Raw genomic sequence first — 21,796 nt, forward strand, 5'->3', positions numbered from 1 at the left:
GAACGCTGACGGAAAGCGCGAGCACTGTGACTGACGATACACCCGAGACACCGACGGCCCTCCTCGACCGAGCACAACAGCACGCAACGACCGTCGCCGCTGAACACTTTCCGGATCTGCCGGTCGAAACGATCGACTGGGAAGTCTCACATCGACGCAACGACAAGCAGGTGTGACGAAGTACAACCCGACAACAGAGGCGATCACGATTTCGTTGACCTGGACGGCCTACGAACACCACGGCCGGGAGCAATTCAGTGCGCCTGTCCGCCACGAACTCATTCACGTCTGGCAGTACCACGAGTTGGGCACCACGGATCACGGCGCAACGTTCACCCGCTGACGGATACTTTCGATACCTCGGGTCACTGTGACTCATTATGAAAGAGAATATCTACAAATTTGTCTGATAAATGCGAAAAGCAGACTAACCGAATAGAGGAACGAATTCGAACAACAGGTACGCAGAGACTGTTGAAATCCCTGGAACAATATTTTGCATGGCAATAACCCGTGCTGTAGTCCACGGTTCATAAAGCGAATTAATATCGGGGTGTTGATTCCTCTCTACTTCACTAGTCGAGGAATGGTGGTTCTCTTCTGGTTTGGTTTTCTTTATTGTTGGCGTGTCCGCTGAATCTACAGCAAGTGCGCCACCAGTGATCCCCAGTGGACCTTCTTCGATCATTGTAGAGCGACGAGTATACTCCTTTACGCGAGTGGCACGGCCCCATCCAAGACCGACAATACTCATCGTAGAAACAATAACGATGCTAGCAGGAATCCCGAGCTCTGAAAGGACAGTGATAAGTGTGGAACTCACAAGTGCGACGATCAATGCTGCAAGTAGAGGCATATCAGTGAGTTCACTTCCCATCGTATCGAGAGTCCGTCGAGCAATGGTAAACGCACCGACTGCAATAGCAGTCCCCGCAATCAAAATACCATAGTTCATTTCAATGGCACCGCTGCCGACGAGTGGAGCAATTGCGTTCGCCATATTCGATGCCCCTGCTGAGAATGCAGTATAACAGCCAACGATGATAACCAACAAGGTACCAATGAATTCTCGCATAGTTGTATTTGGACCGAGTGTTGGCCGGGCAATCCCTCCCGAGCGATCAATCTGAAGCAGTGTACCTTTGGTCTGTGTAATCGCAAACCAATCGAGAAGGGTAGGGTACCAGTATCGACCAATAATAGCACTCACCCAAAAGGCAATCACCGGAGAGACAAGCCACCATGAAACAATTCGCCCCATCACTCCCACGTTCAGTGCATCAGTTGCAAGGCCGAGACCAGCAATTGTGCCAACTCCAGTCATTGAGGTCGAGGCAGGGACACCAACAATATTTGAAAGGAACAACGCCAATCCGATAAAAAAGAGAATTGCAATACTCGCTTCCAGAGTGAAAAATCGACTCGGAACAATTTCCCCACCCATTGTATTGATAACATTGCGGCCAACTGTCCATCCGCCAATAAGTGCACAGATACTCATAAGAGACGCAGCACCGAACTTTGAGATTGTTTGGCTCCCAACTGCGGGACCGAACGCAACACCTGTATTCGAACCTCCAACATTGAACCCTACGAAAATTGCAACAGCAAGTCCAATGAGAAAGAGTATCTCTGCCATAGCAGAACCATGCGGTATCATCTGTTAAGTCCTTTGTCAATGTTTAGTGGGAACCAAGATCACTAGCTAAAGGTCGCTCTGTCGGGAAATCTGCCCCCTCGCTTACGACGGATGACTTTCCCCAGTTGCTATGGAGTGAACTAATGAGAATGATATATCACTGATATAGAACAATTCGAGATTGTACAGGTCGAACGATTTGCCTTCGACGTCGATGCCCCCAGACTCGTCGAAGTCACCAACGAGAGCCACGAGAACCCCGCAGCCCACCAGTACACCGCCTCCAGCGACGATGTGACCGACGAACTGATGGCCTGTACGTGCCCGCACCACGTTCACCGGAACGCCTTTTGCAAACACATAGCCGCCGTCGAAAATGCACCCGACGGCGGGACATTCAAGCCCTTCCCATCGGAGGACAAAGACGACGCTGAATCGGCAGAGTGCGACTGTGACAGCCTCAGTGGCTTCCCGTGCTGGCCGTGCCTGCAAACGGGACGGACAGAACTGCCGAACTAACCACCCGCTTCAGCCCAGTTTCTCCAGTAGAGAATTCCTATAAAGGCGAGAGACATCTTATCTATAGCGATAGCGTACTTCTCCTCGGGCAAAAACAATGAACGAGCAGGAGCAGATGGAAGCAGAAAACAAGGAGATTGTGCGTAGCCTCATGGAGGAAGTTTTTAACGAGAAAAACATAGAGGCTGCTGACGAATTCTTGGTTGAGGACTACTCGGAGTACGCAACCGGGAATGGGGAATCATTCCAAAGCCGTGAGGAGTTTAAAGCAGGGAATGCAGACTTTTTCGCTGCATTTCCTGACCTCATTGTCACGGAAGATGGATGCATTGCTGAAGGGAATACCGTTGTATATCGGCATACTTTGACCGGGACGCACGAGGGGGAAATTATGGGAGTCGAGCCGACGGGCAACGAGATTACCCTAGAGAATGCTGGTGTCTTTCGTATTGAAAACGGGAGAATCGTTGACCTCTATCTCTATGCGGACAATATCAGTCTGATACGCCAACTGGGAATCGTAACTGAAAATTGAGGGATGGTAATTAAAAAACTAATCTTTCATACCATTAGGACGAACTCGTCGATACATCGTCAAGAACGATGCCGACATTATCCATTGTAATGGATGTTTGGCCAACTGTTTGCGTATGACCGTCGATGGTGAGCGTTACTCCGTCGATGTGGACTGTCGACGAATCGATCGTAAACGCCCGGTGTTCAATCGAAGTGGTCGGAAGTCCTGGTCCTGACAGGTGTGTGTCTTGGATCTGGACCGTTCCATCACTAAGTTGAATCTGGTGCTCTCTCCCCGCGTGATCGTTCACATGTGTTGCTGAATCGCCACTGGAGGCTGTGGCACCCATCGCTACGGATGTGAGGAGTACCGCGCCCACAAGTAGACAACCCAGGCGTTGTATTCGTCGCATTGCACGTTGAGGGTGGCCACCGCTCTTGATAACTTCCGTCGACTGTTTCGATTTTCAATCGAACTGTTATTTTCGAAGGTCTACTCAAATGAGATAAACGGTGCTATCCTAACTCGTACAAATCGGAGCTCTCATCGGTTCTATAGCGAATTTTGTAGAATTCCGAAGAGAGCCATCGTTTAGATCGTTTGTATCTTTTCCATCCTATCTAATCTTTGTCCGGGAACATATGAGATACTGCTTTACAACTACGATGAAATGGCTTCGTATAGTTCGATAAGGAGATACTTCGGAGTGTGATTTGGGATGCTCTGATTGGTTGATGACTCATCGCACTGGGTGAGCCATTACCCGGCACCAGTCTCCCCATTGCACTCACAAAAGCAAGGGCACAAACTCGCCTCAGACCGTGACACTGTCAAGATGGCACAGAACCGCGCACAGGCCGACCAATTCGCCTTCGACCTCGATTTCGCGCTAAACAACGCGGTACGATGCGGCCGCTTAGCGGTAGCGTGGGAAGTTCAGCCGAGCGTGACTAGCTTTACTCCGTTGATTCACTATTCTTAGATACAAGACTGAGATGATAACTGATGTATTCTATTGATGATGATCAGCTATCGTAATTTCGCAGGCGGTGCGTGAGCTGACCGACTGTCCTTTCCATGGTATTCGTAGAAGTCTTCTTCCATAGCCTTCCTTAGCGAGACACCGACTTGCTAATCGAGACGGATTGACGGCCCTATAATGAAATTGACAGGACAAATATTAGGTTAGTCTCGGTTACAGAACTAAGGCAAAAACTCGATACAGTATAAATCCAGTGCCTCCGGCACCAAAGAGTGTGAGAAACCAAATTGCGACTGTATAAACCGTTTTTCGGACGGAGATACTTTCTGTCCCTTCAGTTAGACCACTTCCAATGATACTCCAGAGGATAATATTGTTGAACGAGATCGGATAGCCGAGAATTATCGCGGTTTGAGCGATGATAAACGCCGGAATCAGCGCTGCAATAGATCGTAGAACGCCGAGCGATGAGTAATCACGTGCGACCGCTTGGAGAATTCGGGGCGACCCCATCCATGCTCCCAACAGAATTCCAATTGCTCCGATCGATAGTAATATCGTCCCTGGAAGATGCAGCTGTGATTCAAACAGAGGCTCTAACGGACCGGTCGCTAAGCCAACTTGACTGCCACCGCTCGAAAAGGCAACTAAACTCCCAAGACCAATCAAAAAAAGCCGAACTCCACGGTCGATCGAACGATTGAGTGATCGTCGAAGTAACCCGGCTACGAATAGACCCAGAATCAAACTCGTAGACGCCATCACAAAATCATACCCTCCAATTATCGTCGGGCTAGTCAGCCTCAATGAGTTAGCGACGTAACTCGCGATGGTTCCCTGTGCAGTACCAGGAGCAGGAATCAGGGCCGATGGCATATTCGCAACGATGATCCCAACGATCCCACCGAGAATCGGGAGCGTGCTTTGTTCGGAAAGTCCAGTGCGACGGAGCAAGTATCCCGTTGTATAAGCAATCGTAATCGACATCACTGGTACTGCCGCCCAGAATATTGCAATCTTACGATAGGTCCCATATGCAGGCTCCCCACCAAGTGCCAGTCCCGCGCCAACGATCGACGCCGTCGTTGCAAACGCGGCTGGGATCGGATATCCTGCCCGAACTCCAAGTGAAATAAAGCCTGCTGCTGTCAGTAGACCTGCAATCGCCGCGAGCGGTGTTAATTGAGCGCCCGCTATCAGCCCTTCCCCCACCGTTTTCGAAATATTGCCACCTTGTGTGATCGCTCCTAAAGCAGCAAGTAGTCCTAGAAGAAATGCAGCGCGCATTGTCGAGAGGGCATTTGCACCGACCGCAGGTGCAAATGGGGGAGAATTACTACTCGCTCCTAATGCCCACGCCATCGCTAGACTTGTAGCGATCGCACCAGCTACGACAATAAATGATGTTAGGATAGCCATCTGCTCTTTTGAACTACGTACCTTATTCATCGTCAATAGTAATAGCCCCGCTGCTTGAATGAGCGTCCTGAAAATTCGTAGGTATTTCCGGATATATACTCCCGTAACATCCGATCAGAAGTTCGTGTACGATCGTTCACACGGGTAGCAGATTGGATTATGGGAGTTGCAAGGCTATGTAGTCGTTCCGTACGCCACGACAGATGAGTTCTTCCGGATGCTCGGTTGCTTCGAGTAATCTGACGTTCATACCAGAGAGAGGCGATTACTCCATTAAAATGTGGCTTAGAATCCAAAAAGAAACAGATGTAGACGGGTCGAGTTCTATTTGAATGAAGCATCTATTCCCCTGGAATCCACCAGATAACCTCCTGTGGACTCCATTTCCCTCGTTCTAACGCACCACGCTCATGAAGCTCCTCAAGCCGTTGATGCACTGGCCGCCGTTTCATCACAACCGTATCTGCAACCTACCGGATGATCACTGCCGGGAGCTCGGACTCCCAAATCGCTTGAAGAAGTTCTAGTCAGTCACTATCGGCGGTAGTTCGTGCTCTACTATTCTCTCAATTCGGATTTTATGTGAAAGTACACTGGTTTTAAGCAATTATATAATAATTATCGCATCTTCTACTCACCGGTGGGTCCGTCGCAAAAGGTATGCTCGACAATCTCGATGCGGGCATACTTTCGCGAGGAGTAGATCGACGTCAGCGTCCCCGTCGATGTGCTCGAGGTAAAAGGCGGACGGAACGCCTGTCGTAACGAAGACAGGCGTGTTTGACTGAGATGAGACTATCGTTGATGTGTTCGACTGTCCTATCTCGAGGCGTAGTTCCCACAACCCCACCGCTAAGAGCACAGAAAACAGAGTTGAACGGAAGGGAACGAATCGACTGAAAAGGAGATTCCTCCTCAGGCGAGCGGGATTATTCGTGAGGCAATCAGCGTGGTAATGAGACCGACGACGCCGACCAAGGTGGTGACCACCGTCCACGTCTTGAGTGTCTCTTTTTGTGTGAGACCACCGATCTCTTTGACGATCCAAAAGCCGCTGTCGTTATACCATGAAAAGATTGAGGCACCGGCACCAATCGCCATTACGAGGTACGCAGGGTTGACGGAGAGTTGACTGGCGAACGGGGCCATGATTCCGGACGTAGTCACGATAGCAACGGTCGCGGATCCCTGAACGACGCGCACTCCGGCGGCGATGATCCACGCCGTCACGAGTAGCCCGAATCCAACGCCCTTGAGTCCCCCGGCAATGTAATCGCCGGCACCCGCTGCCTGCAACATAACTCCGAAAGCGCCTCCGGCGGCGGTGATCGCGGCGATGTTGCCGCCGCTTTTGAGAGCGTCGGTCAACTCGTCTGAGAACACCGACTGGCCTATGTCACTGATACGGTAGTACGTGAATGCCGCCGCCATCGCAGCGGCGGTCAGGGCAAAGTTCGGGTCGCCCACGTATCCCGTCACAGAGGACGCAAGCGTGTTATCGGAGAATAACGTATCGACGGTCGTGGCTGCGCCTACGAGTCCAACGGCGAGAATGATCGGCAGGAGTGACTCGAGCAGACCGGGAAGCTGGTCTATCGGCGTCGTGGCCACTTCCTCGATTTCCGTGACCGTCGTCCCCATTGCGTCCCGGAGCGGGATGTTCAGCCGCTGGTTGATCCAGTGACCGTAGGCCAATCCCGACACGAGTGCGGTCGGAAGACCGACCACCACGCCGATCAGCATCGTGGTCCCGAGATTAGCTCCGATATTATCGACTGCGAGCAATGGTCCTGGCGTCGGCGGGATGAACCCGTGTGTCACCACCCCACCGGCGGCGAGAACCACTATGTAAAGCGTGTAATTCCCGCCTGTCCGTGATCGAGCGGACCGCGCGAGGGGCGCAAGCAAGTAAAAGACGTTGTCGAAAAACACGGGAATCGCCATCACGAAACTACTGCCGAACAGAGAGATCTCGGTTTTTCCATTACTCAGCGTACCGAATGCGCGCACGATGCGGTCGGCCGCACCGCTCTCTGTCATCGCCTTCCCGATGATCGCTGCCATCAGGATCGGGATTCCAATCCCAGCCATCCCGTCACCGAATCCGGTGGCCGTTTTACTTACCACATCGCCCAACGGGACTTGTGGAGAGACTGTTCCAACGACAAACGTCGCGATGACGAGTCCGACGAATGCTGGAAGGTCAAGCACGACGAGGAGAAGTACGACGGCGATAACACCGACGAGCAATGAGACAAGCGGACCTTGTCCGCCTAACACTAGAGGGACGTTTACGTGGACCATGCTATCTCGGTTCAAATCTATCCATTATAAATCCATGGATATTAGTCTAAATTTATCATTTGGATTGTTTTACGTGAACATTGTCGTTATTGAAGTGGCAGAAAAGCTGAGGGATCCCCTGTGAAAGCGGAGAGGTGGATTACTTACCTGAAGAGGTGAGTGTGTACAATGTCTCTCGACTCATCGAAGTCACCAACGAGAGCCACGAGAACCCCGAAGACCACCAATACGTGGTCTCCATCGACGACGTGATCGAGGACCTAATGGCGTGTACCTGCCCGCACAACGTCCACCGCAACGCCTTCTGCAAACACATGGCCGCCGTCGAAACCACCACTGACGACGAGACGCTCGAGGCCTTCCCGTCGGAAGACGAAGACAATTCCGAACCATACGACTGCGACTGCGAGGGCCTCGGTGGCTTCCCGTGCTGGCCGTGCGTGCGGACGGGACGAAAAAACTGCCGAACTAACCACCACTACAGCTCTTTTTACCCTGGTATGGTGGGCAGCGCTCTCGATGTTACTCTACCTACGCCCTAAATGAATCAACATGAGTTTCTCCGTGCTAACTCAGTCGAATATAGGCGACGGATCTGTTTGCCGGTCAGAGTCACAGATGAGAATGTGTCCATCATGTCGAACGAACACGTTCCAGCGATCAAGAGAGTAACTAAGGAGTGCTGATTGGGCTCCGTCAGAGTGGTCCAACAGTTGGTCAACAGCATCAAGGTCAATCTGCTCAAGCAGCGGATCGAGTTCTAATGGATTGGCGTCTTCGACTTCAGCGAGTCCTTCAATAATTGCTGCAGACGGGGGTATCTCCCCTTCTGGCTTTGCCCACGTTTTGTATGCCGGGGTACAGGAACACTGAAGAGACAGTTGTTGGGGCGCCATCAAATCAAAACTAGCAAACTGGATGACTTGTATCCATCGCTTCAGTCTTTTTTATTCATGGCACGCCGATTGACCGTCTCGGACATTACCGACCAGCGAACGCTGACGGAAAGCGCGAGCACTGCGACCGACGATACTCCAGAGACCCCGACGGATTTGCTCGGCCGAGCACGACAGCACGCAGCCGACGTTGCCACCGAGCACTTCCCTGACCTTCCGGTTGAAGCGATCGACTGGGAAATTTCACATCGAGCCCAACGACTGGAACAGATGCATCGGTGGCACCACGAATGTCACAGAAGCACGCGTACAACCAATTCTCGATGCATTTTCTTCTACCGAGATTCCCATATTTGTCGAGCCGACCTATCTCCCGTCGTCGTCTCACACCGAGACAATCTCTGGCTATTTGCTGCCGATCGTTCTGAATGCCGGTGACACGATGTGGATCACAGGAGCGCACCATGAATGGGTTCGCTCGGTCGATCTTGATTGGGACTACGTCCAGCCGGAAGCGTACATTGTTCTGAATCCAGCGTCGTCAGTTGCGACGTACACACGGGTAGACTGTGACCTTGATGTCGATGACGTCGTTGCCTATGCTGAACTCGCCGAACAGATCCTCGACCAAGAAATCGTCTACCTCGAATACTCTGGTATGCTTGGTGATCCAGCTGTCGTGGCTGCCGCACGAGATGTACTTTCGTCAGCACAACTCTTCTATGGAGGCGGGATTCACGACTACGACTCAGCTTATGAGATGGCGAAAGTGGCAGACACAGTCGTTGTGGGTGATGTGCTCCACGACGCTGGTATCGAAGCGGTTGAGGCAACCGTTCGTAGCGCGAAGGATGCATAGCACGAGTCATAATCGTGCTCTCTACGATCAAAGAGACAATTAGGAAGATTGAGATTGTGCGCCTGGAATCGGTCGCTCACCGGTTAGTATCCCATACTAACTACACATTCCACCGGTTTTCTCTTTGGGCTTTGCAGCTACTCGTGTCGGGTGACCGGCGTCTCATTTTTAACTTCTATATTGAATTTCTATATTGTCCATAAATACTATCTAGTTATACATATTATTACATTCTATACATGAACGCACTCAAGACGATTTAGAGCAGTACAACGGATCGCTTGTTCGTATAAACGCCCGGTGCTGGGTCCTCACGGGGTGAGCTACAATGCACGACTGCGAGAACAGTACGCAAGACTCCGGTACCGTATCGACACGCAGACGAGCGTTTCTCACAGCTGGTGCAAGTGCTAGAGTGACGGCGCTCGCTGACTGTCTCCTCCCGGCTAGCACGAGCGGTGGAAGTGTCTCACCAGCAAGACCGACGAACAACAGCACGAACGCAACGAGCGGTAACTTCCAAGCAGTCGACCCCAAGCAGTGGCGCGGAGAGTTTCAGAATGTCGTAAATATGGCGAAGGCCGGTGCGGATCCGACCGGTGAGGAAGACGTCTCGCCTATAATCCAGCGCGAGATTGCGAGTCACACACTGCTCTACTTCCCGCCCGGTCGCTACAAGATGAATAGCCAAGTTCGGCGCGTCGGGCTTCGGAATCTCGGGATTATAGGCCAGAACGCGACGCTTGTCCACGGGAAAGTGGATGCGATCGAAGGCTTCGATGTGACAGCAGGCGAGTTCCACGGTCCTGCCCAACACTTCAAAATCGGAATTCCTGATGATCCACATCGAGGGAAGTTCGTGTTCGGCGGGTTCACGCTCGATTGGCGCGGGAAGGACCAAGGGATGCAGGTGTTGAATCACCACACAGCGGGAACATCCGAAATTCGCTCGCTTCGTCAGGTTGGACTGCATTCTCTCGGGTGCCAAGGTCCACTTCGGGTCAATCCGGCCACAGAAGCAGCGCGAGCTCGCGTGCACAACGTCGATTTCCGGTTTGGTGGCCTCACCTACCAGAAGACGATCAACACGCGAGATACGTACGATAATGGTCCAAACTCGGGTCGGTCATGGGCAACCTCGGGAATTACGATGCATCCGAGGACACAGGGCTATCTTCGTGTCGAGAATTCGTTGTTCGGTGGGTGGCCAGACAATGGTATCTACGTCAAGGGTGGCAACCCCGGAACAGGCGATGGGACGGTCGACGTGGTGAACTGTGTGGCAGCGAACAGCCAAGCATCGAATATCCGCATCGGAGGTGCTGGCTCACGGATCCACAATTGTGTGGTCGTGACCGATTGCTCGTTTGGTGACGAGTTCTACTCAGAGCAGCGCCCGATTCGCCTCGATGATGGAACATGCACAGTGTCGAATACGAAAATCCTCCAGACAAAGCCGACGGGATGGTCACTCACGATTCAGCACGCGGTCGAAAAAGCCGTAGTGAAAAATGTGGAGGTGACAATCAAGGAGACGCCGATGACATCGCTCGTCGTTGACGATGGTGTACGCTGGAGTGGACACCCTGTATCTGCTGGCTGACTGTCCGCTTGGTAGGAGAGTTTGTTAGGGGAGATGGGCTAATAGGTTGGTGTTGGGCGTGGGCGGGGGCGGTTATCTGGCAGAGACGGGATTCTAGTCATTGAGAGTGTTTGAAGATCGAATGATATGTTACCGATTAGCCCCTAAACTCTATTAGCACACCTTCCCTGAGCAGAGCGTATGGAGAACGCGTCATCGTCACAGTCAAAGCCATCGATACGAACGACACGTCCGGACACCGAGTCGATCACTGCTGCCGTGGTGACGGCAGTGACTGAAGCGAATGGCACGAAGCCTGTGACGCCCCTCTATGAGGTGATTGACCCAGATGCACTCGAGGATCTCTATCAGCATGGCTCACCGAAAGTGAGCTTCGAGTATATTGGGTTTCACGTTACGATTGATTCCGATCACACGGTTTCTGTCTCTGCGATGGATACTTAGGACGGTACTCTTGGGAGCCAGTGGTGAAATCAGCGGTATCGTATACAGAAATACTCAGATCGCACACCTCCATGTTGCACTAAGCGGTTGTCGAAATAGGTGGCTCCCCACCCTTGGAGAAACGTGAAATCTTGCTTGCCAGCATAAGAAGACTTCAGAACCCAGTTTCGACCCTTCGAATTGGTAGTGTATAACATGCATGTGTGGCCTCTCGAAAGTTAGTAGCTTATATTAGCGCTGGTCAATCAATTTATACCGCTGAGATTAACCCCGAGTATCTAGCCTACAGCGAGCTCGTGATTATCGCGTTCAAGAGCGCGATGAATGGGCATGTCAGGATGGTACAAGGCAGGATCAGCAGACCTCTTCGAGTGCGCCCAAGCGAATAGTGTCCATCACTACTGGTTTTCAAAGAGGTGGTTACTACACTTCAACCGGTCGGCAGACAACGGTCAGACCGATGAGAGCGACGAGTATCCGGTGACGCCAACGGGCAAGGTCAAGGGTGATGGTACGATCGCTGAGCGACTGATATCAGTAGCACCGGAATATGGTTGAAGAAACCCCGTCGCAAGTAGCTGTGAGCCGTGATCATCGTGGGATAGATTCCGCCGAAACGTGTAGAGCAGATCCATTGGTGTAAGCAACCGATTTAGATCGTTCCACTCTCTTGTCGGGGCAGATACCAGATGTAATCGGTAGATTTGTTTTGAGTACATCCCCATATGTTATTATTTTATATTAGACATCATATATAATATTAAACTCAATAAGATATATGTGCGATGATGAGAATCATATCTTAATGGATTCAAAAAAATCCGACAAGGAAAGAAGGAGAAAACTCCTTCAAGCAACAGGGAGTATTGGTGCAGCGTCCTTATTCGGCATTCTCCCGACTATGGGGAAGGAGACCACTGATACAAAAAAGGATAAAATACAGAATAAAATTGAATCATCAATCTCTAAAAACGGTCCTATTGTAAAGACTCATCGAGAACGGCCGAAAAGAGAGATCTTTCCGGATAATGGACCTTTTATTGTACATATCGAATATGGCAACGGTATTGAAAAGGTGCTCAAAATGGAGTTGCCGGATACATCCACTCTAAAAGCAAAATTTGATGGTACAAAATATACTCGCACTGTCAGTGATAAAGACAAAAAAGAGATGGAAAAAGAACATTTGAAGGCCGAAAGAAATCTTCAGAAATCGATTCGGCAAGACACAAAGCGAACAAATCACCAATATAGGAAATGATAAAATGGCTAGAACTATAAAAATTGGAACTGACTACGGTTTAGGTGGAGGATCGTATACCGGTCGGAAAGGTGCATATGTTAAAAACGGGGGTGTAGCAGGGAATCATGCTGAAGCTTGGGACAGTGCAGGGTTCGTAGCAGCTAGTGCAGGAACATTAGCACAAAGTCAAACTGGATCCTGGGCCGAAGTGTTTCAGATTATAGATGTTGTTAAAGCAAATGGCAGGAATAAAGGTGACATCCGAATTCAATTTGGAGGTCACTACGAAGGAGGAATGTCAGCGATTATAGGATATGCATCTGTAAAGATTAATGCATTCCTATATAATGTGACTCTGAACAGAATGGTGCAGACAGAACCTATCTTTACCAAATCAATCCAATATGCGGGTCAGAAAAAATGGTGTACTAACTATACAAACCAGAACATCGTTAGTACAGTCTATGCGGGATACAGATATCGAGTAGGAATCCGTCTTGAAGCAGTTGCCTCTTCAGACGGGATTGCTTATGGATCTTCAGACTGGTACGAACCAATCAATAATAGTCTCCCCACTGTCTGCGGAACTCCTGGGTACGCAAATGTTAACAAGTTAAGAGTTCTTTGGCCCGCTATCTAAACTAGCACCTTTTTGCACTAAGGCTTATGTAGATGGCAACCATGTGGTGATATGTCACTAATTCCATGACTACTCAAGTTCCTTCCAATTACCAACCTACCTTTGCGACAAAGCTAATTTCCGGCTTTTATCTTTCATTAATAAGCTATGCAACGATATCAATTCTTGTGTCGGTTTACTATGTAATAGGTGGAGCCGGTCAGTTCCAAACATCGCCAATTATGGCCTTTATCGGGCTAATAATTCTTTCTTCTATCATAATCCCGTTCATCTATGGATATATGAATATCAAGAGATCGATTTCGACCCCAGAAGAAGAGTCCAATACGCGCCAGCAAGATTTATTTTTTATTGCTGGTTTTATACTGGTATTCCTTGTAATAGCAATAGTGGCTTCACAATTATTTAAGCCTGATTTCTCAACATGGCCATTAATTTATGCAACCTCACATTTCCTCGCTCTTTCTATTTCGTACACAATCTCTAAAATACTCATAACATGACGTAGGTAGTATTACTGTAAGTACCATTGAGAATTCAGTCTGAGTCACACTCGAGACAGTCCTGGACGACCTCGTGTTCATCTGCATTTTGCTCTGTCTTATCTCATTCTGTCCGACGGGAAGAACGTACCATTGATTAGTTAAGATATATAAGGTCGCAAAGTGGTTAAGCCCTCTGTCTGAGGTTCCAGCGATACCCACGAAAGCAGTGTTGATTCCGCTTTTACGCACGCTCAGTATGGGACGGTCTTAAGGCCGTCACGGTCACAGTCGTAGACTCGGCATCGCCTTCGCCGTTCTGGTCAGCCTCTGAGAAGATGGCACTCAGCTTGCTGTTGTTGGTCAAGTTTCACTCGTGATCACGTGCGTGTAGATGGTGTCACGATGGATGTAATGCAGACATGTGCATGATATTATCTCGCCGGTTATATCGTCAATAGAGATGACATATCGGTGGTCTACGGGATTCTCAGTGGACAAGAGCCACGTTAAGGATCGAAAAATTTCATACGTTTTTTAGACCGGTGTTCCCCAATTCCACTGCCGCTTATACTGCCCACAGGAAGTCAATCGCACAAAATCGGTGATTTTGGAAAATCGACCTCGCTGCCGTCGCACGTTCTACTTCGGTTATAGAACCAATCACGCATTTTGAAACGCGCCAAAATCCCAGAAAGTAGACTACTTTTCTCCAGTTGTTCGGCATAGCCGAATCCAGTCGTCGATTTCATCAACAGATGGCACGCTAAATACGCATCACGCACTTTGTAACTCTCCGAGCAAGATGCTAAATTGAGAGCGTAGATTTATGGCAATAGAAAACCAGTTAGTTCTATGAATAAACTCGGCATCAATAGTCAGTGGCTACTCACCGAAAGCCTCCGCGTTGGAACAATCCTCTTAATCGGCTTTCTCCTCGCCTATTTTCTCGACGAATTCATCGCAGCGTTCGGTATTGAACTCCTCTATGGACTACGGAGTACTCTCATCACAGTCATCCAAAATACCGCGCTCCTCACTGGATTACTCTATGTGATTACGAAGGGGATTAATACCTCTTCGTCATCCGCCAATCATCGTGGCGATTAGCGGTTAGAAAGCAGAAAACGGGCATCACGTGTCTTTTGTACGATCTGTAGCTACAATTTGGATTATCTTCGGATTATTGACTAGACGCCATTTGTTATTGGTCAGTTTAAATATTTAGAACTGAGATAGTAGCTAAGGAACAGGATAGGGGCGATGAGAACAAAGACAAACCAAAGACCGGGGTCAAAGAGGATAGTTCCGACGGAACGATGAGGATAGTATATTTTTGCCCAGATCATCATTCCGATGAGGAGCATGCCAAGGACGGTAAGACCACCGAGTGCCGGCCTTTCTTTAAGATATTCATTGAGAGAGTTGGTCATTTGATACCGATTATTTCTTTATTAGCAAGCGTTAAAAATCTATCATTGATCCGTCCTCGCTCATCTTCATCTGGGAGAGATGGAGTTTCTTAGACCCAAGAGCAATAGAGAGCGTGTATTTAGCCGGTAAATCGTAATAGAACACCAGTAGATTGCCGTGTCTATTTCTTCTGGTCTTGTTGGTGGGCGATACGCTGTTGAGCGTCGGCAATAGCTTCTATCGCGACGAGAAATCGCCACAGTAAGTAGAGCGGAATGATGATTAGTGCGGGAAGCAGTCCAAGTAGAGGTGAACCCGCTAACAGAATTGAATATAGTAAAAATAGTACATATAGAACAATTATCGTGGCAGCCCAACTTCGCGGAATTGGCGGGGGTGATGAGTCAGCCATACCTCCCCTCTATTCGCTGTTATCTTAACCATTCTTCTGACCGTTTCTTTTCACTCACCGTCGAACACCACCTCTCCCTGTAACCGATACCGCCCTCTATGCAACACAACGTGACGAACAGTATCCTCAGTTGAGAGTCTGGTCGATGATCGGACCACACTACGAACTGCGCACAGATTGATTCGGGGGTCCCGGGGTGGTGTTACTTCCGCTTATGGATTTAACCGGCAGAGAATCAGGTTAGGTCAACCATGGCTGGCACGTCACCAGAATCAACCCCACAGACACAAACAGATAAAACAAGCATGATGTATACAGACTATCTTGATTTTAATTACACGATAAATAGATAATCAAAATATTGATGGTGATGGAGGTAATAGAGAACAATGTCGGTACGTCATCCACAACAATTGAATTGGTCAGTACCCGACATCCGTGGTAGAACCTTGTTGAACCCAATGACTCCCACGGCTTTTCGATACTGGCGTTCTCGTTAATATACAATACTAACCATGGCTATTGGGAAGAGAAGTATACAGATTGGGCTATTTAAATCGTTGGCGTATGCAACCCATCTACTAACCCCCTCCCCACACTAATGAATACCTGTCGATAGAACTGTATTTAGACATCACATTTCCTTCGACAACAGTCCCCGCTTCAGAAACGTCATGTCTGTAAAGGGAACACCCGCCCTGTTTTTCGCGTGATTCTGTACCTAACATGTACCAATGACATTACTACGTGTGCCGCTGGCGTGTCAAAGCAAAGACTGACACCCAGCGGAATGCGGACCATCACGGTGGTATCATTCTACATCCCTACCCCAGTGATTGAATGGATGTATGGGAGCCATCACCGTTTCACGTTGTCACAACCCTCTTTCACACCCGTAGTGGTGGAACGGGTGTAGTTGTCCCACCACAGGAGTTACAACCCACGAGGGTCCACTGTGAACTACAATCCCGTGACAGCACCCACTACCGTTCGTTCCACGACCGAGTGACAGACGTCTATTGTCGTGACTGAAATGCTAACGCCGTGGATTCGTCTACAACAGACGTTGAAGTGGTTGATTCAGTTGGTTAGCATTCAGTCATGTAATGAACGGATGCACCGCTCGAACGTTCGTCCGTGGTCAGCCTCTCCAAACTCGTGATACTGCTATGCGTGGATGAGTTCGTGCCGGACGGTGGAGCTGAATTGCTCCCACCCGTGGTGTTCGTCAGCCGTCCAGGTCAGCGCAATCGTGATTGCCGCTGTTGTGGGGTCATACTTCGTGACGCCTGCCTGTCGTTGCGCTCGATGTGAAATCTCCCAATCGATCGTTTCGACTGGCAGCTCTGGGAAGTGCTCGGCGGCGACGATCGTTGCGTGCTGTTGTGCTCGGTCGAGGAGGGCTGTCGGTGTCTCCGGTGTATCGTCAGTCGTAGCGTTCGCGCTTTCGGTGAGCGTTCGCGCTTTCGGTGATAGCCAAGAACCTCAATTCATATTTTTGTGGCCTCGTAAATAGTCGTCGTCCCGCTCAGTTCGTTCGCGACGATGAGAAGCGAGTTGTCCGTCGGGCTATCTTCGGCCGGAACGAAGGTCAGCCCCTCCGGTGCGAGGTCACCAGCTGCACCGGCCGCCAGTTCACCACTTTCGAGTGCTTCGGCGAGGTTCGGGTTGGGACCGGTCAATCCCAGTTCGGTGAAATCGAATATCCGATTGTTCACGTACTGGACGAACACAGGTTTCTGGGGGGTAGAAATGTCGAACACCATCACACCGCCAACTTCCTCCAACCCCATGAACGCGTAGTCGGTTCCGTCGACGGTGCCAACTGCCACTCCTTCCGGTTGGGGGCCGGCTTTTGGACTCTCTTCGTCGAGCTGAATCGAGTCCGAACCGGTGTTGAACGCAGCTTTAGGGAGCTTTCCTTTGGAGATGAGGTCAGCGATGGTGCTCTCGATCATGTCGCCGCTCTCGAAGACGAGGTCGATACCGTCGTCAGTCGGTTTCCAAATCGCGAACGAACGACCGCCGTAGATATACAGCTCTTCGAGTATTCCGTCATCGTTTACGTCACCGAAGATGCTCGATACTCTGAGACCGACTAATGACGAGAGCGTGCACCTGTCGAACCGTGATTCGTCGATCGGAACGTCGATACGTCCGTCATCATTCGTGTCGACGCCGAAGGTTCCATTCTCCTCGATGAGAGTGCCGAACTCCGTGAACCCACTGTAGCCACGAGGGTCGCCCTCGTTGGCAGTTACCAAATATGTCTCCCCCTCGACTGTATATGCGTCTATCGAATCGGGTTGGTAGACTCCGAAGAGCGGTTGCGGTTTGATATCGATCCGTTTGTCGTCTATCGCGTCGAGCGCGTTCCTCGGGAGCGAGAAATTCTTAATTCCAAGTGGAACGATGTCACGGACGCTCGCCTGGGCAATGTCGACAATGGCGATGGCGTTGTTTTCCTGAAGGACGACGTACGCCGTCTCGGAGTCGTTGGAGACCGCGATGTACTCCGGTTCGAGGTCCTGTGCAACCGTCGCGTTCGGTCCATAGATGAGGACGCCTTTCTTGCGGAGCGCCTCCTTTTGCGAATCGAATTTTTGGAACCCAGCGGTTGCAACGTCCACGTTTTGAACACCACGCGAAACATCGATAATATTGACCGAACCGGGTGGGTCGATGTCGTACGAATCGTTGGGTTCGCCCTCGCAGGCGACGAGCAATGACTCGCCATCGGGGGTGAACGTCACCATATCGGGGAGAAAACCGACGGTTACCGAATTCAGAAGGTCGAGACTCTTGGTATCGTAGAAAAAGATCCGACCCGGCTCGGTTTCCGGGTCGGCAGCGACGGCGACAGCAACGACGCCATCGCGAGCAGCAGCGCTGTTTGCGGGGCCAGGGTTCTGCCAGACATCCGTAATTCGAATCGAATCGACCAGCGTCGGGTTCGAAGGATCGGAAATGTCGAGGACGTCGACACTGGTTTCGTTCGCATCCACGACGAACGCACGCTCCGTGCATGCGTCGTAGGTAGGGATTTCCGCGGCATCTTCGTTGTACACGCCGCTTTCGTACCGCCCGATCTGCGTCAATAGCCCCATCGAGTTTTCATCGAGATGCCTGGACTCTGCCCCTCCAACCGTCGATACCGCCGGTGTCAGGAAGAGCGCCCCACCAAGTTTGAGAACACTTCGTCGCCCCAGCGTTTGTCTTTCCGTCATCTGTCTGTCCATCGACTATTAGCTATTATTTAGTAATTCACTCTTGATTACACCTACTCCTACATTTATTTCCCATCAAAGCTCGCGTTGACGAGTTTGCAGTCAGAATGTACACCCATACAGGGAGGGGTACGACAGTCAGGGTCTGTTTACTATTAAGAGATGAAAGACAAGAGAACAATGCAAGAGAGGAGGCAGGAGTGGGATTAGATGTTGTAAAACGATATCTATATTCTTCCCCTCCAAATAATCATTTACTTCTGATATATCTAGCCACACTATTCGATCTCGCGTTTGCCGCGTTTGGCTCCAGTAGCCTCTTGCTTGTGACCAGAAAGACAAACAAAATCCAATCACAGTCGGCCACTGCACGGCTACTGATTGGGATGAAAATTCAATGGCTTACACAATTATCCTGCTCGGGTTTGTTCTACTGTACTGTTCCGGATTGTGTACTGTCTACGAACGGTGAGTAGTGCTGTCGGTGTCTCAGGTGTATCATCGGTCGATACATCCGCGCTTCCTGTAAGCGTTCGTTGGTCGTTAAATCCGAGAACGTCAATCGGCGTGCCATGGATAAAAAGGGCTGAAGCAGTGGTTAGTTCGGCAGTTCTTTTCGTCTCGTTCGCACGCATGGCCAGCATGGGAAGTCACCGAGACCGTCGCAGCCACAGTCTTCGGGTTCGGTCTCGTTGTCGTCCTCGGACCGGAAGGTGTCGAATGTCCTGTCGTCGATTGCGTTTTCGATGGCGGCCATGTGTTTGCAGAAGGCATTGCGGTGGACGTGATGCGGACACGTACACGCCATCAGTTCTTCGGTCACGTCGTCGATGGAGACTGTGATTGGTGCATCGTTTCGTACCTGTGGAGTCCACTACAGCAGTCTTATTACTCTCTATTACATACTGTTACGTATGCCCGTTGACTTCGAGAGCTATCACCCAACAGAGCTACCGAATGAAAAGACGAATGGACGGTACATCCTCGAGTTTCTTGCCGACGATCCAGAATTGGGATACCGTGCTGGTGAATTAGCCAAGGAACTCGATATCCCCCGTGGGAGTGTTGGAACGACACTGAGTCGACTTGAAACGCGGGGACTCGTCCGGCACAAGGGAGAATACTGGGCAATCAACCCTGAAGCGTACGATGCTCACACGGCGAGCCTCATCGGATTAGAGACGGTTGCAATTCAGTTCGAGGGCGACTACTACGACGAGAATCCGGACTGGGACGAAGATCTGCCAGATCTTGACGAAGAGGAGCAAGAGAGCGCGTCGACGGAGGAGGAGTGATGTATGACCGTGGTTCCGTGGTCATCGCTTCTGATCCGTTTGGAAATACACCTCGACGACCGTATTTGATTATCAGCGGTCAGAATCATCCGTTTGCTGGGCAACAGTATATTGCTCTCGGAATCACCACCAAAGAGTATCCCGAAGGACTCTCACTAGTGGACGAATTCGAGGCGGGCACACTGAATCGAGAGTCGTTTGTCTCTCCGTGGGCTGTCGTTTCACTCATGGACATTGATATTGATCGTACAGTTGCTCGACTTACATCGGAGTTTGTGGATACCGCGGTCGAAACGATGACGCAGTACGTCTTCGAGTGATATTCACGGCCCTTTGTCGAGTGTCACTCGTCGTCGGAGCGGGCACCATAAGTTAGTATGAGCTACTAACCAAGGATTGCTCTAAAACTCGAAGCAAAAGCGATAGAACTGACTCATCCAGAAAGCAGTGAGCCGCGAGAATCTTCCTCATATCTATTCCTTATCGCGAGAACTACTTAAATGAGAATCGGTCAGTGGTCGTTGGCCTCCTCGACACGGAGTGACCCTCCACACTCACTACAGCTATACTCCTCAGGGTTGCGAACGGTCTTCGAGCGTCGAAACCGGGCAATCCGACCGCCACAGTCCTCGCATACAAGCCACCAATTGGGTGCAGTGAAGCGTTCGCAGTGCCGCGAGGTATTGAGGGCGTCCGTCCAGCGGGTGAACGTTCGCCCGTGATCTGCCTCACCGAACTTGTGATATCGCTAGAAGTGGACAAGTTCGTGCTGAATGGTGGAACTGAATTGCTCCCACCCGTGTTGTTCGTCGGCCTTCCAAGTCAGCGAGATCGTAATCTCTTCTGTTGCAGGGTCGTACGTGGTGACGCCTACCTGTCGTTGGGCTCGGTGTGAAATCTCCCAGTCGATAGTTTCGACCGGCAAGTCAGGGAAGTGTTCGGTGGCAACGTTCGTTGCGTGCTGTCGTGCTCGGTCGAGCAGGGCTGTTGGTGGGGTCAGCCCCTCAAATCACCATTAGATCGTTCGATCTGTTGCGTTCGTTTGACACCATCACACTCTTCAATAACCTCAATAACGCCGTCCGGTACTAGATTGCGCCAGCGATCACCACGAAGCATCCGATCGCGAATCTCCGATCCCTGCAATTTGTCCCGATCGAACATCGGTGACCGTTGAACCTTGATACCCGCTTCTTCGAACAACCGAATAACAAGTGGATTGTTCGAATACGCAACATCGAAGTGGGGACTCATCCCTTGAAGATGGCTTACCCAAACAGCGTTCCGATTCAAATCCTCAATCGGAACAGCGTAAGTCGTAATATCGAGCTGCCGGTGAGCTTTTGTGAGCATCATGACGCGCTCGCCAGCAGTGAATGGGTTTCGTTGGGTGTGTGACTGATCGGCACTTCCAATACCCACAACTAACTCATCAACTTCGCTCGCAATCTCTTCGATAACCGCATGGTGACCATCATGATATGGCTGGAATCGACCGATGTAGAATCCACGGAACATGCTTAATCGCTCTAAATACAGCGAGCGACTGCATCACTCTTCGGTCTACTCGAACACGTTCATAGCCCACCAGACAATAATGGTGAGTGGATCATGTGAAATCGACTTCAGAGGAGACATCATATGACAGTTTCCAGATGTTTGGTGCCGTTATGCGTTGTTCATTCGTTGGCTTGTTGTCTCACCACACTTCTGGCACGTGGCAATTCGATATGGTTCACGCGAGAACTCGGTATTGTCTTGTTTCGTACTTTCCGTTCGGATCTCGATCGAGACTGTATGTGTGGTATCACGCTTGCAAGTCTCGCATGGTTCAATCTGTGTCTGTGATGTGTGATGTTCCCCCGTCATGAAAATCCCTTCCCAAGAGAGTAATATACGTAT

22 protein-coding genes are annotated in these 21,796 nt (G+C 50.4%); 13 read left to right on the top strand and 9 right to left on the bottom strand.

Translation table 11 applies throughout. The features are described from left to right. Window positions 1–172 precede the first annotated feature (172 nt). Window positions 173–343, top strand: a complete 171-nt coding sequence (locus tag NKF26_RS22225) for a hypothetical protein (protein WP_253227524.1) — start codon at window positions 173–175, stop codon at window positions 341–343. A gap of 84 nt (window positions 344–427) precedes the next feature. On the opposite strand, the gene NKF26_RS22230 is transcribed toward NKF26_RS22225, so the two are convergent. Next, complete coding sequence (locus NKF26_RS22230; protein WP_253227525.1) at window positions 428–1,639, bottom strand: inorganic phosphate transporter; 1,212 nt, start codon at window positions 1,637–1,639, stop codon at window positions 428–430. Between the two features lie 102 nt (window positions 1,640–1,741). Next, entirely contained in the window at window positions 1,742–2,131 is a 390-nt protein-coding gene (locus NKF26_RS22235) for a hypothetical protein (protein WP_253234892.1), read from the bottom strand. Window positions 2,132–2,255: 124 nt separating this feature from the next. On the opposite strand from NKF26_RS22235, the gene NKF26_RS22240 reads away from it, so the two are divergent. After that, window positions 2,256–2,693, top strand: coding sequence for an ester cyclase (locus NKF26_RS22240; protein ID WP_253227527.1), 438 nt, complete (start codon window positions 2,256–2,258; stop codon window positions 2,691–2,693). A 1,177-nt stretch (window positions 2,694–3,870) separates the two neighbouring features. Here the strand turns inward: NKF26_RS22240 and NKF26_RS22245 are convergent. After that, a complete protein-coding gene (locus tag NKF26_RS22245) occupies window positions 3,871–5,076 on the bottom strand; it encodes an inorganic phosphate transporter (RefSeq protein WP_253227580.1) in 1,206 nt (401 codons plus the stop codon). A 915-nt stretch (window positions 5,077–5,991) separates the two neighbouring features. Next, complete coding sequence (locus tag NKF26_RS22250; RefSeq protein ID WP_253227528.1) at window positions 5,992–7,380, bottom strand: GntP family permease; 1,389 nt, start codon at window positions 7,378–7,380, stop codon at window positions 5,992–5,994. A gap of 161 nt (window positions 7,381–7,541) precedes the next feature. On the opposite strand from NKF26_RS22250, the gene NKF26_RS22255 reads away from it, so the two are divergent. Beyond that, complete coding sequence (locus NKF26_RS22255; RefSeq protein ID WP_253227529.1) at window positions 7,542–7,922, top strand: SWIM zinc finger family protein; 381 nt, start codon at window positions 7,542–7,544, stop codon at window positions 7,920–7,922. Window positions 7,923–7,952: 30 nt separating this feature from the next. Here NKF26_RS22255 and NKF26_RS24515 read toward each other — a convergent pair whose 3' ends face one another. Further along, the gene (locus tag NKF26_RS24515) at window positions 7,953–8,276 is read right to left on the bottom strand and encodes a HalOD1 output domain-containing protein (RefSeq protein ID WP_369682179.1); all 324 of its coding nucleotides are present in this window, start codon (window positions 8,274–8,276) and stop codon (window positions 7,953–7,955) included. Window positions 8,277–8,496: 220 nt separating this feature from the next. Between NKF26_RS24515 and NKF26_RS22260 the strand changes: the two genes are divergently transcribed. The 8 genes from NKF26_RS22260 (at window position 8,497) to NKF26_RS22295 (ending at window position 14,657) form a co-directional block, all read left to right on the top strand. Beyond that, window positions 8,497–9,135, top strand: coding sequence for a heptaprenylglyceryl phosphate synthase (locus NKF26_RS22260; protein ID WP_253227530.1), 639 nt, complete (start codon window positions 8,497–8,499; stop codon window positions 9,133–9,135). Window positions 9,136–9,706: 571 nt separating this feature from the next. Beyond that, on the top strand, window positions 9,707–10,738 hold the full coding sequence (locus NKF26_RS22265) for a hypothetical protein (RefSeq protein WP_253227531.1): 1,032 nt from the start codon (window positions 9,707–9,709) through the stop codon (window positions 10,736–10,738). Between the two features lie 180 nt (window positions 10,739–10,918). Then, window positions 10,919–11,182 (top strand): HalOD1 output domain-containing protein, encoded by a 264-nt coding sequence (locus NKF26_RS24520; RefSeq protein WP_253227532.1) that lies wholly within the window; start codon window positions 10,919–10,921, stop codon window positions 11,180–11,182. Window positions 11,183–11,512: 330 nt separating this feature from the next. Then, the gene (locus NKF26_RS22275; protein ID WP_253227533.1) at window positions 11,513–11,740 is read left to right on the top strand and encodes a hypothetical protein; all 228 of its coding nucleotides are present in this window, start codon (window positions 11,513–11,515) and stop codon (window positions 11,738–11,740) included. 247 nt (window positions 11,741–11,987) lie between these two features. After that, window positions 11,988–12,443 carry a hypothetical protein gene (locus NKF26_RS22280; RefSeq protein ID WP_253227534.1) on the top strand — a complete coding sequence of 152 codons (456 nt, stop codon included), beginning with the start codon at window positions 11,988–11,990 and terminating at the stop codon, window positions 12,441–12,443. 4 nt (window positions 12,444–12,447) lie between these two features. After that, window positions 12,448–13,065, top strand: a complete 618-nt coding sequence (locus tag NKF26_RS22285) for a hypothetical protein (RefSeq protein WP_253227535.1) — start codon at window positions 12,448–12,450, stop codon at window positions 13,063–13,065. Window positions 13,066–13,130: 65 nt separating this feature from the next. Beyond that, window positions 13,131–13,568, top strand: a complete 438-nt coding sequence (locus tag NKF26_RS22290) for a hypothetical protein (protein ID WP_253227536.1) — start codon at window positions 13,131–13,133, stop codon at window positions 13,566–13,568. 834 nt (window positions 13,569–14,402) lie between these two features. Continuing rightward, complete coding sequence (locus NKF26_RS22295) at window positions 14,403–14,657, top strand: hypothetical protein (RefSeq protein ID WP_253234893.1); 255 nt, start codon at window positions 14,403–14,405, stop codon at window positions 14,655–14,657. 2,205 nt (window positions 14,658–16,862) lie between these two features. Here the strand turns inward: NKF26_RS22295 and NKF26_RS22300 are convergent. Beyond that, a complete protein-coding gene (locus NKF26_RS22300; RefSeq protein WP_253234894.1) occupies window positions 16,863–18,479 on the bottom strand; it encodes a choice-of-anchor I family protein in 1,617 nt (538 codons plus the stop codon). Window positions 18,480–19,197: 718 nt separating this feature from the next. Continuing rightward, a complete protein-coding gene (locus NKF26_RS22305) occupies window positions 19,198–19,422 on the bottom strand; it encodes an SWIM zinc finger family protein (protein WP_253227538.1) in 225 nt (74 codons plus the stop codon). A gap of 91 nt (window positions 19,423–19,513) precedes the next feature. Between NKF26_RS22305 and NKF26_RS22310 the strand changes: the two genes are divergently transcribed. Together NKF26_RS22310 and NKF26_RS22315 are read left to right on the top strand one after the other, a co-directional pair. After that, window positions 19,514–19,894: a helix-turn-helix domain-containing protein gene (locus tag NKF26_RS22310; protein WP_253234895.1), complete on the top strand. Its 381-nt coding sequence runs from the start codon at window positions 19,514–19,516 to the stop codon at window positions 19,892–19,894. Next, complete coding sequence (locus tag NKF26_RS22315) at window positions 19,894–20,214, top strand: hypothetical protein (RefSeq protein WP_253227540.1); 321 nt, start codon at window positions 19,894–19,896, stop codon at window positions 20,212–20,214. Before NKF26_RS22310 ends, NKF26_RS22315 begins: the two co-directional genes overlap by 1 nt. Before the next feature lie 676 nt (window positions 20,215–20,890). On the opposite strand, the gene NKF26_RS22320 is transcribed toward NKF26_RS22315, so the two are convergent. Beyond that, complete coding sequence (locus NKF26_RS22320) at window positions 20,891–21,412, bottom strand: nicotinamide-nucleotide adenylyltransferase (protein ID WP_253227541.1); 522 nt, start codon at window positions 21,410–21,412, stop codon at window positions 20,891–20,893. A gap of 150 nt (window positions 21,413–21,562) precedes the next feature. Further along, window positions 21,563–21,763 (bottom strand): hypothetical protein, encoded by a 201-nt coding sequence (locus NKF26_RS22325; protein ID WP_253227542.1) that lies wholly within the window; start codon window positions 21,761–21,763, stop codon window positions 21,563–21,565. Window positions 21,764–21,796: the final 33 nt, after the last annotated feature.

The sequence above is a fragment of the Haladaptatus sp. AB618 genome, assembly GCF_024136965.1.
Classification (GTDB): domain Archaea; phylum Halobacteriota; class Halobacteria; order Halobacteriales; family Haladaptataceae; genus Haladaptatus.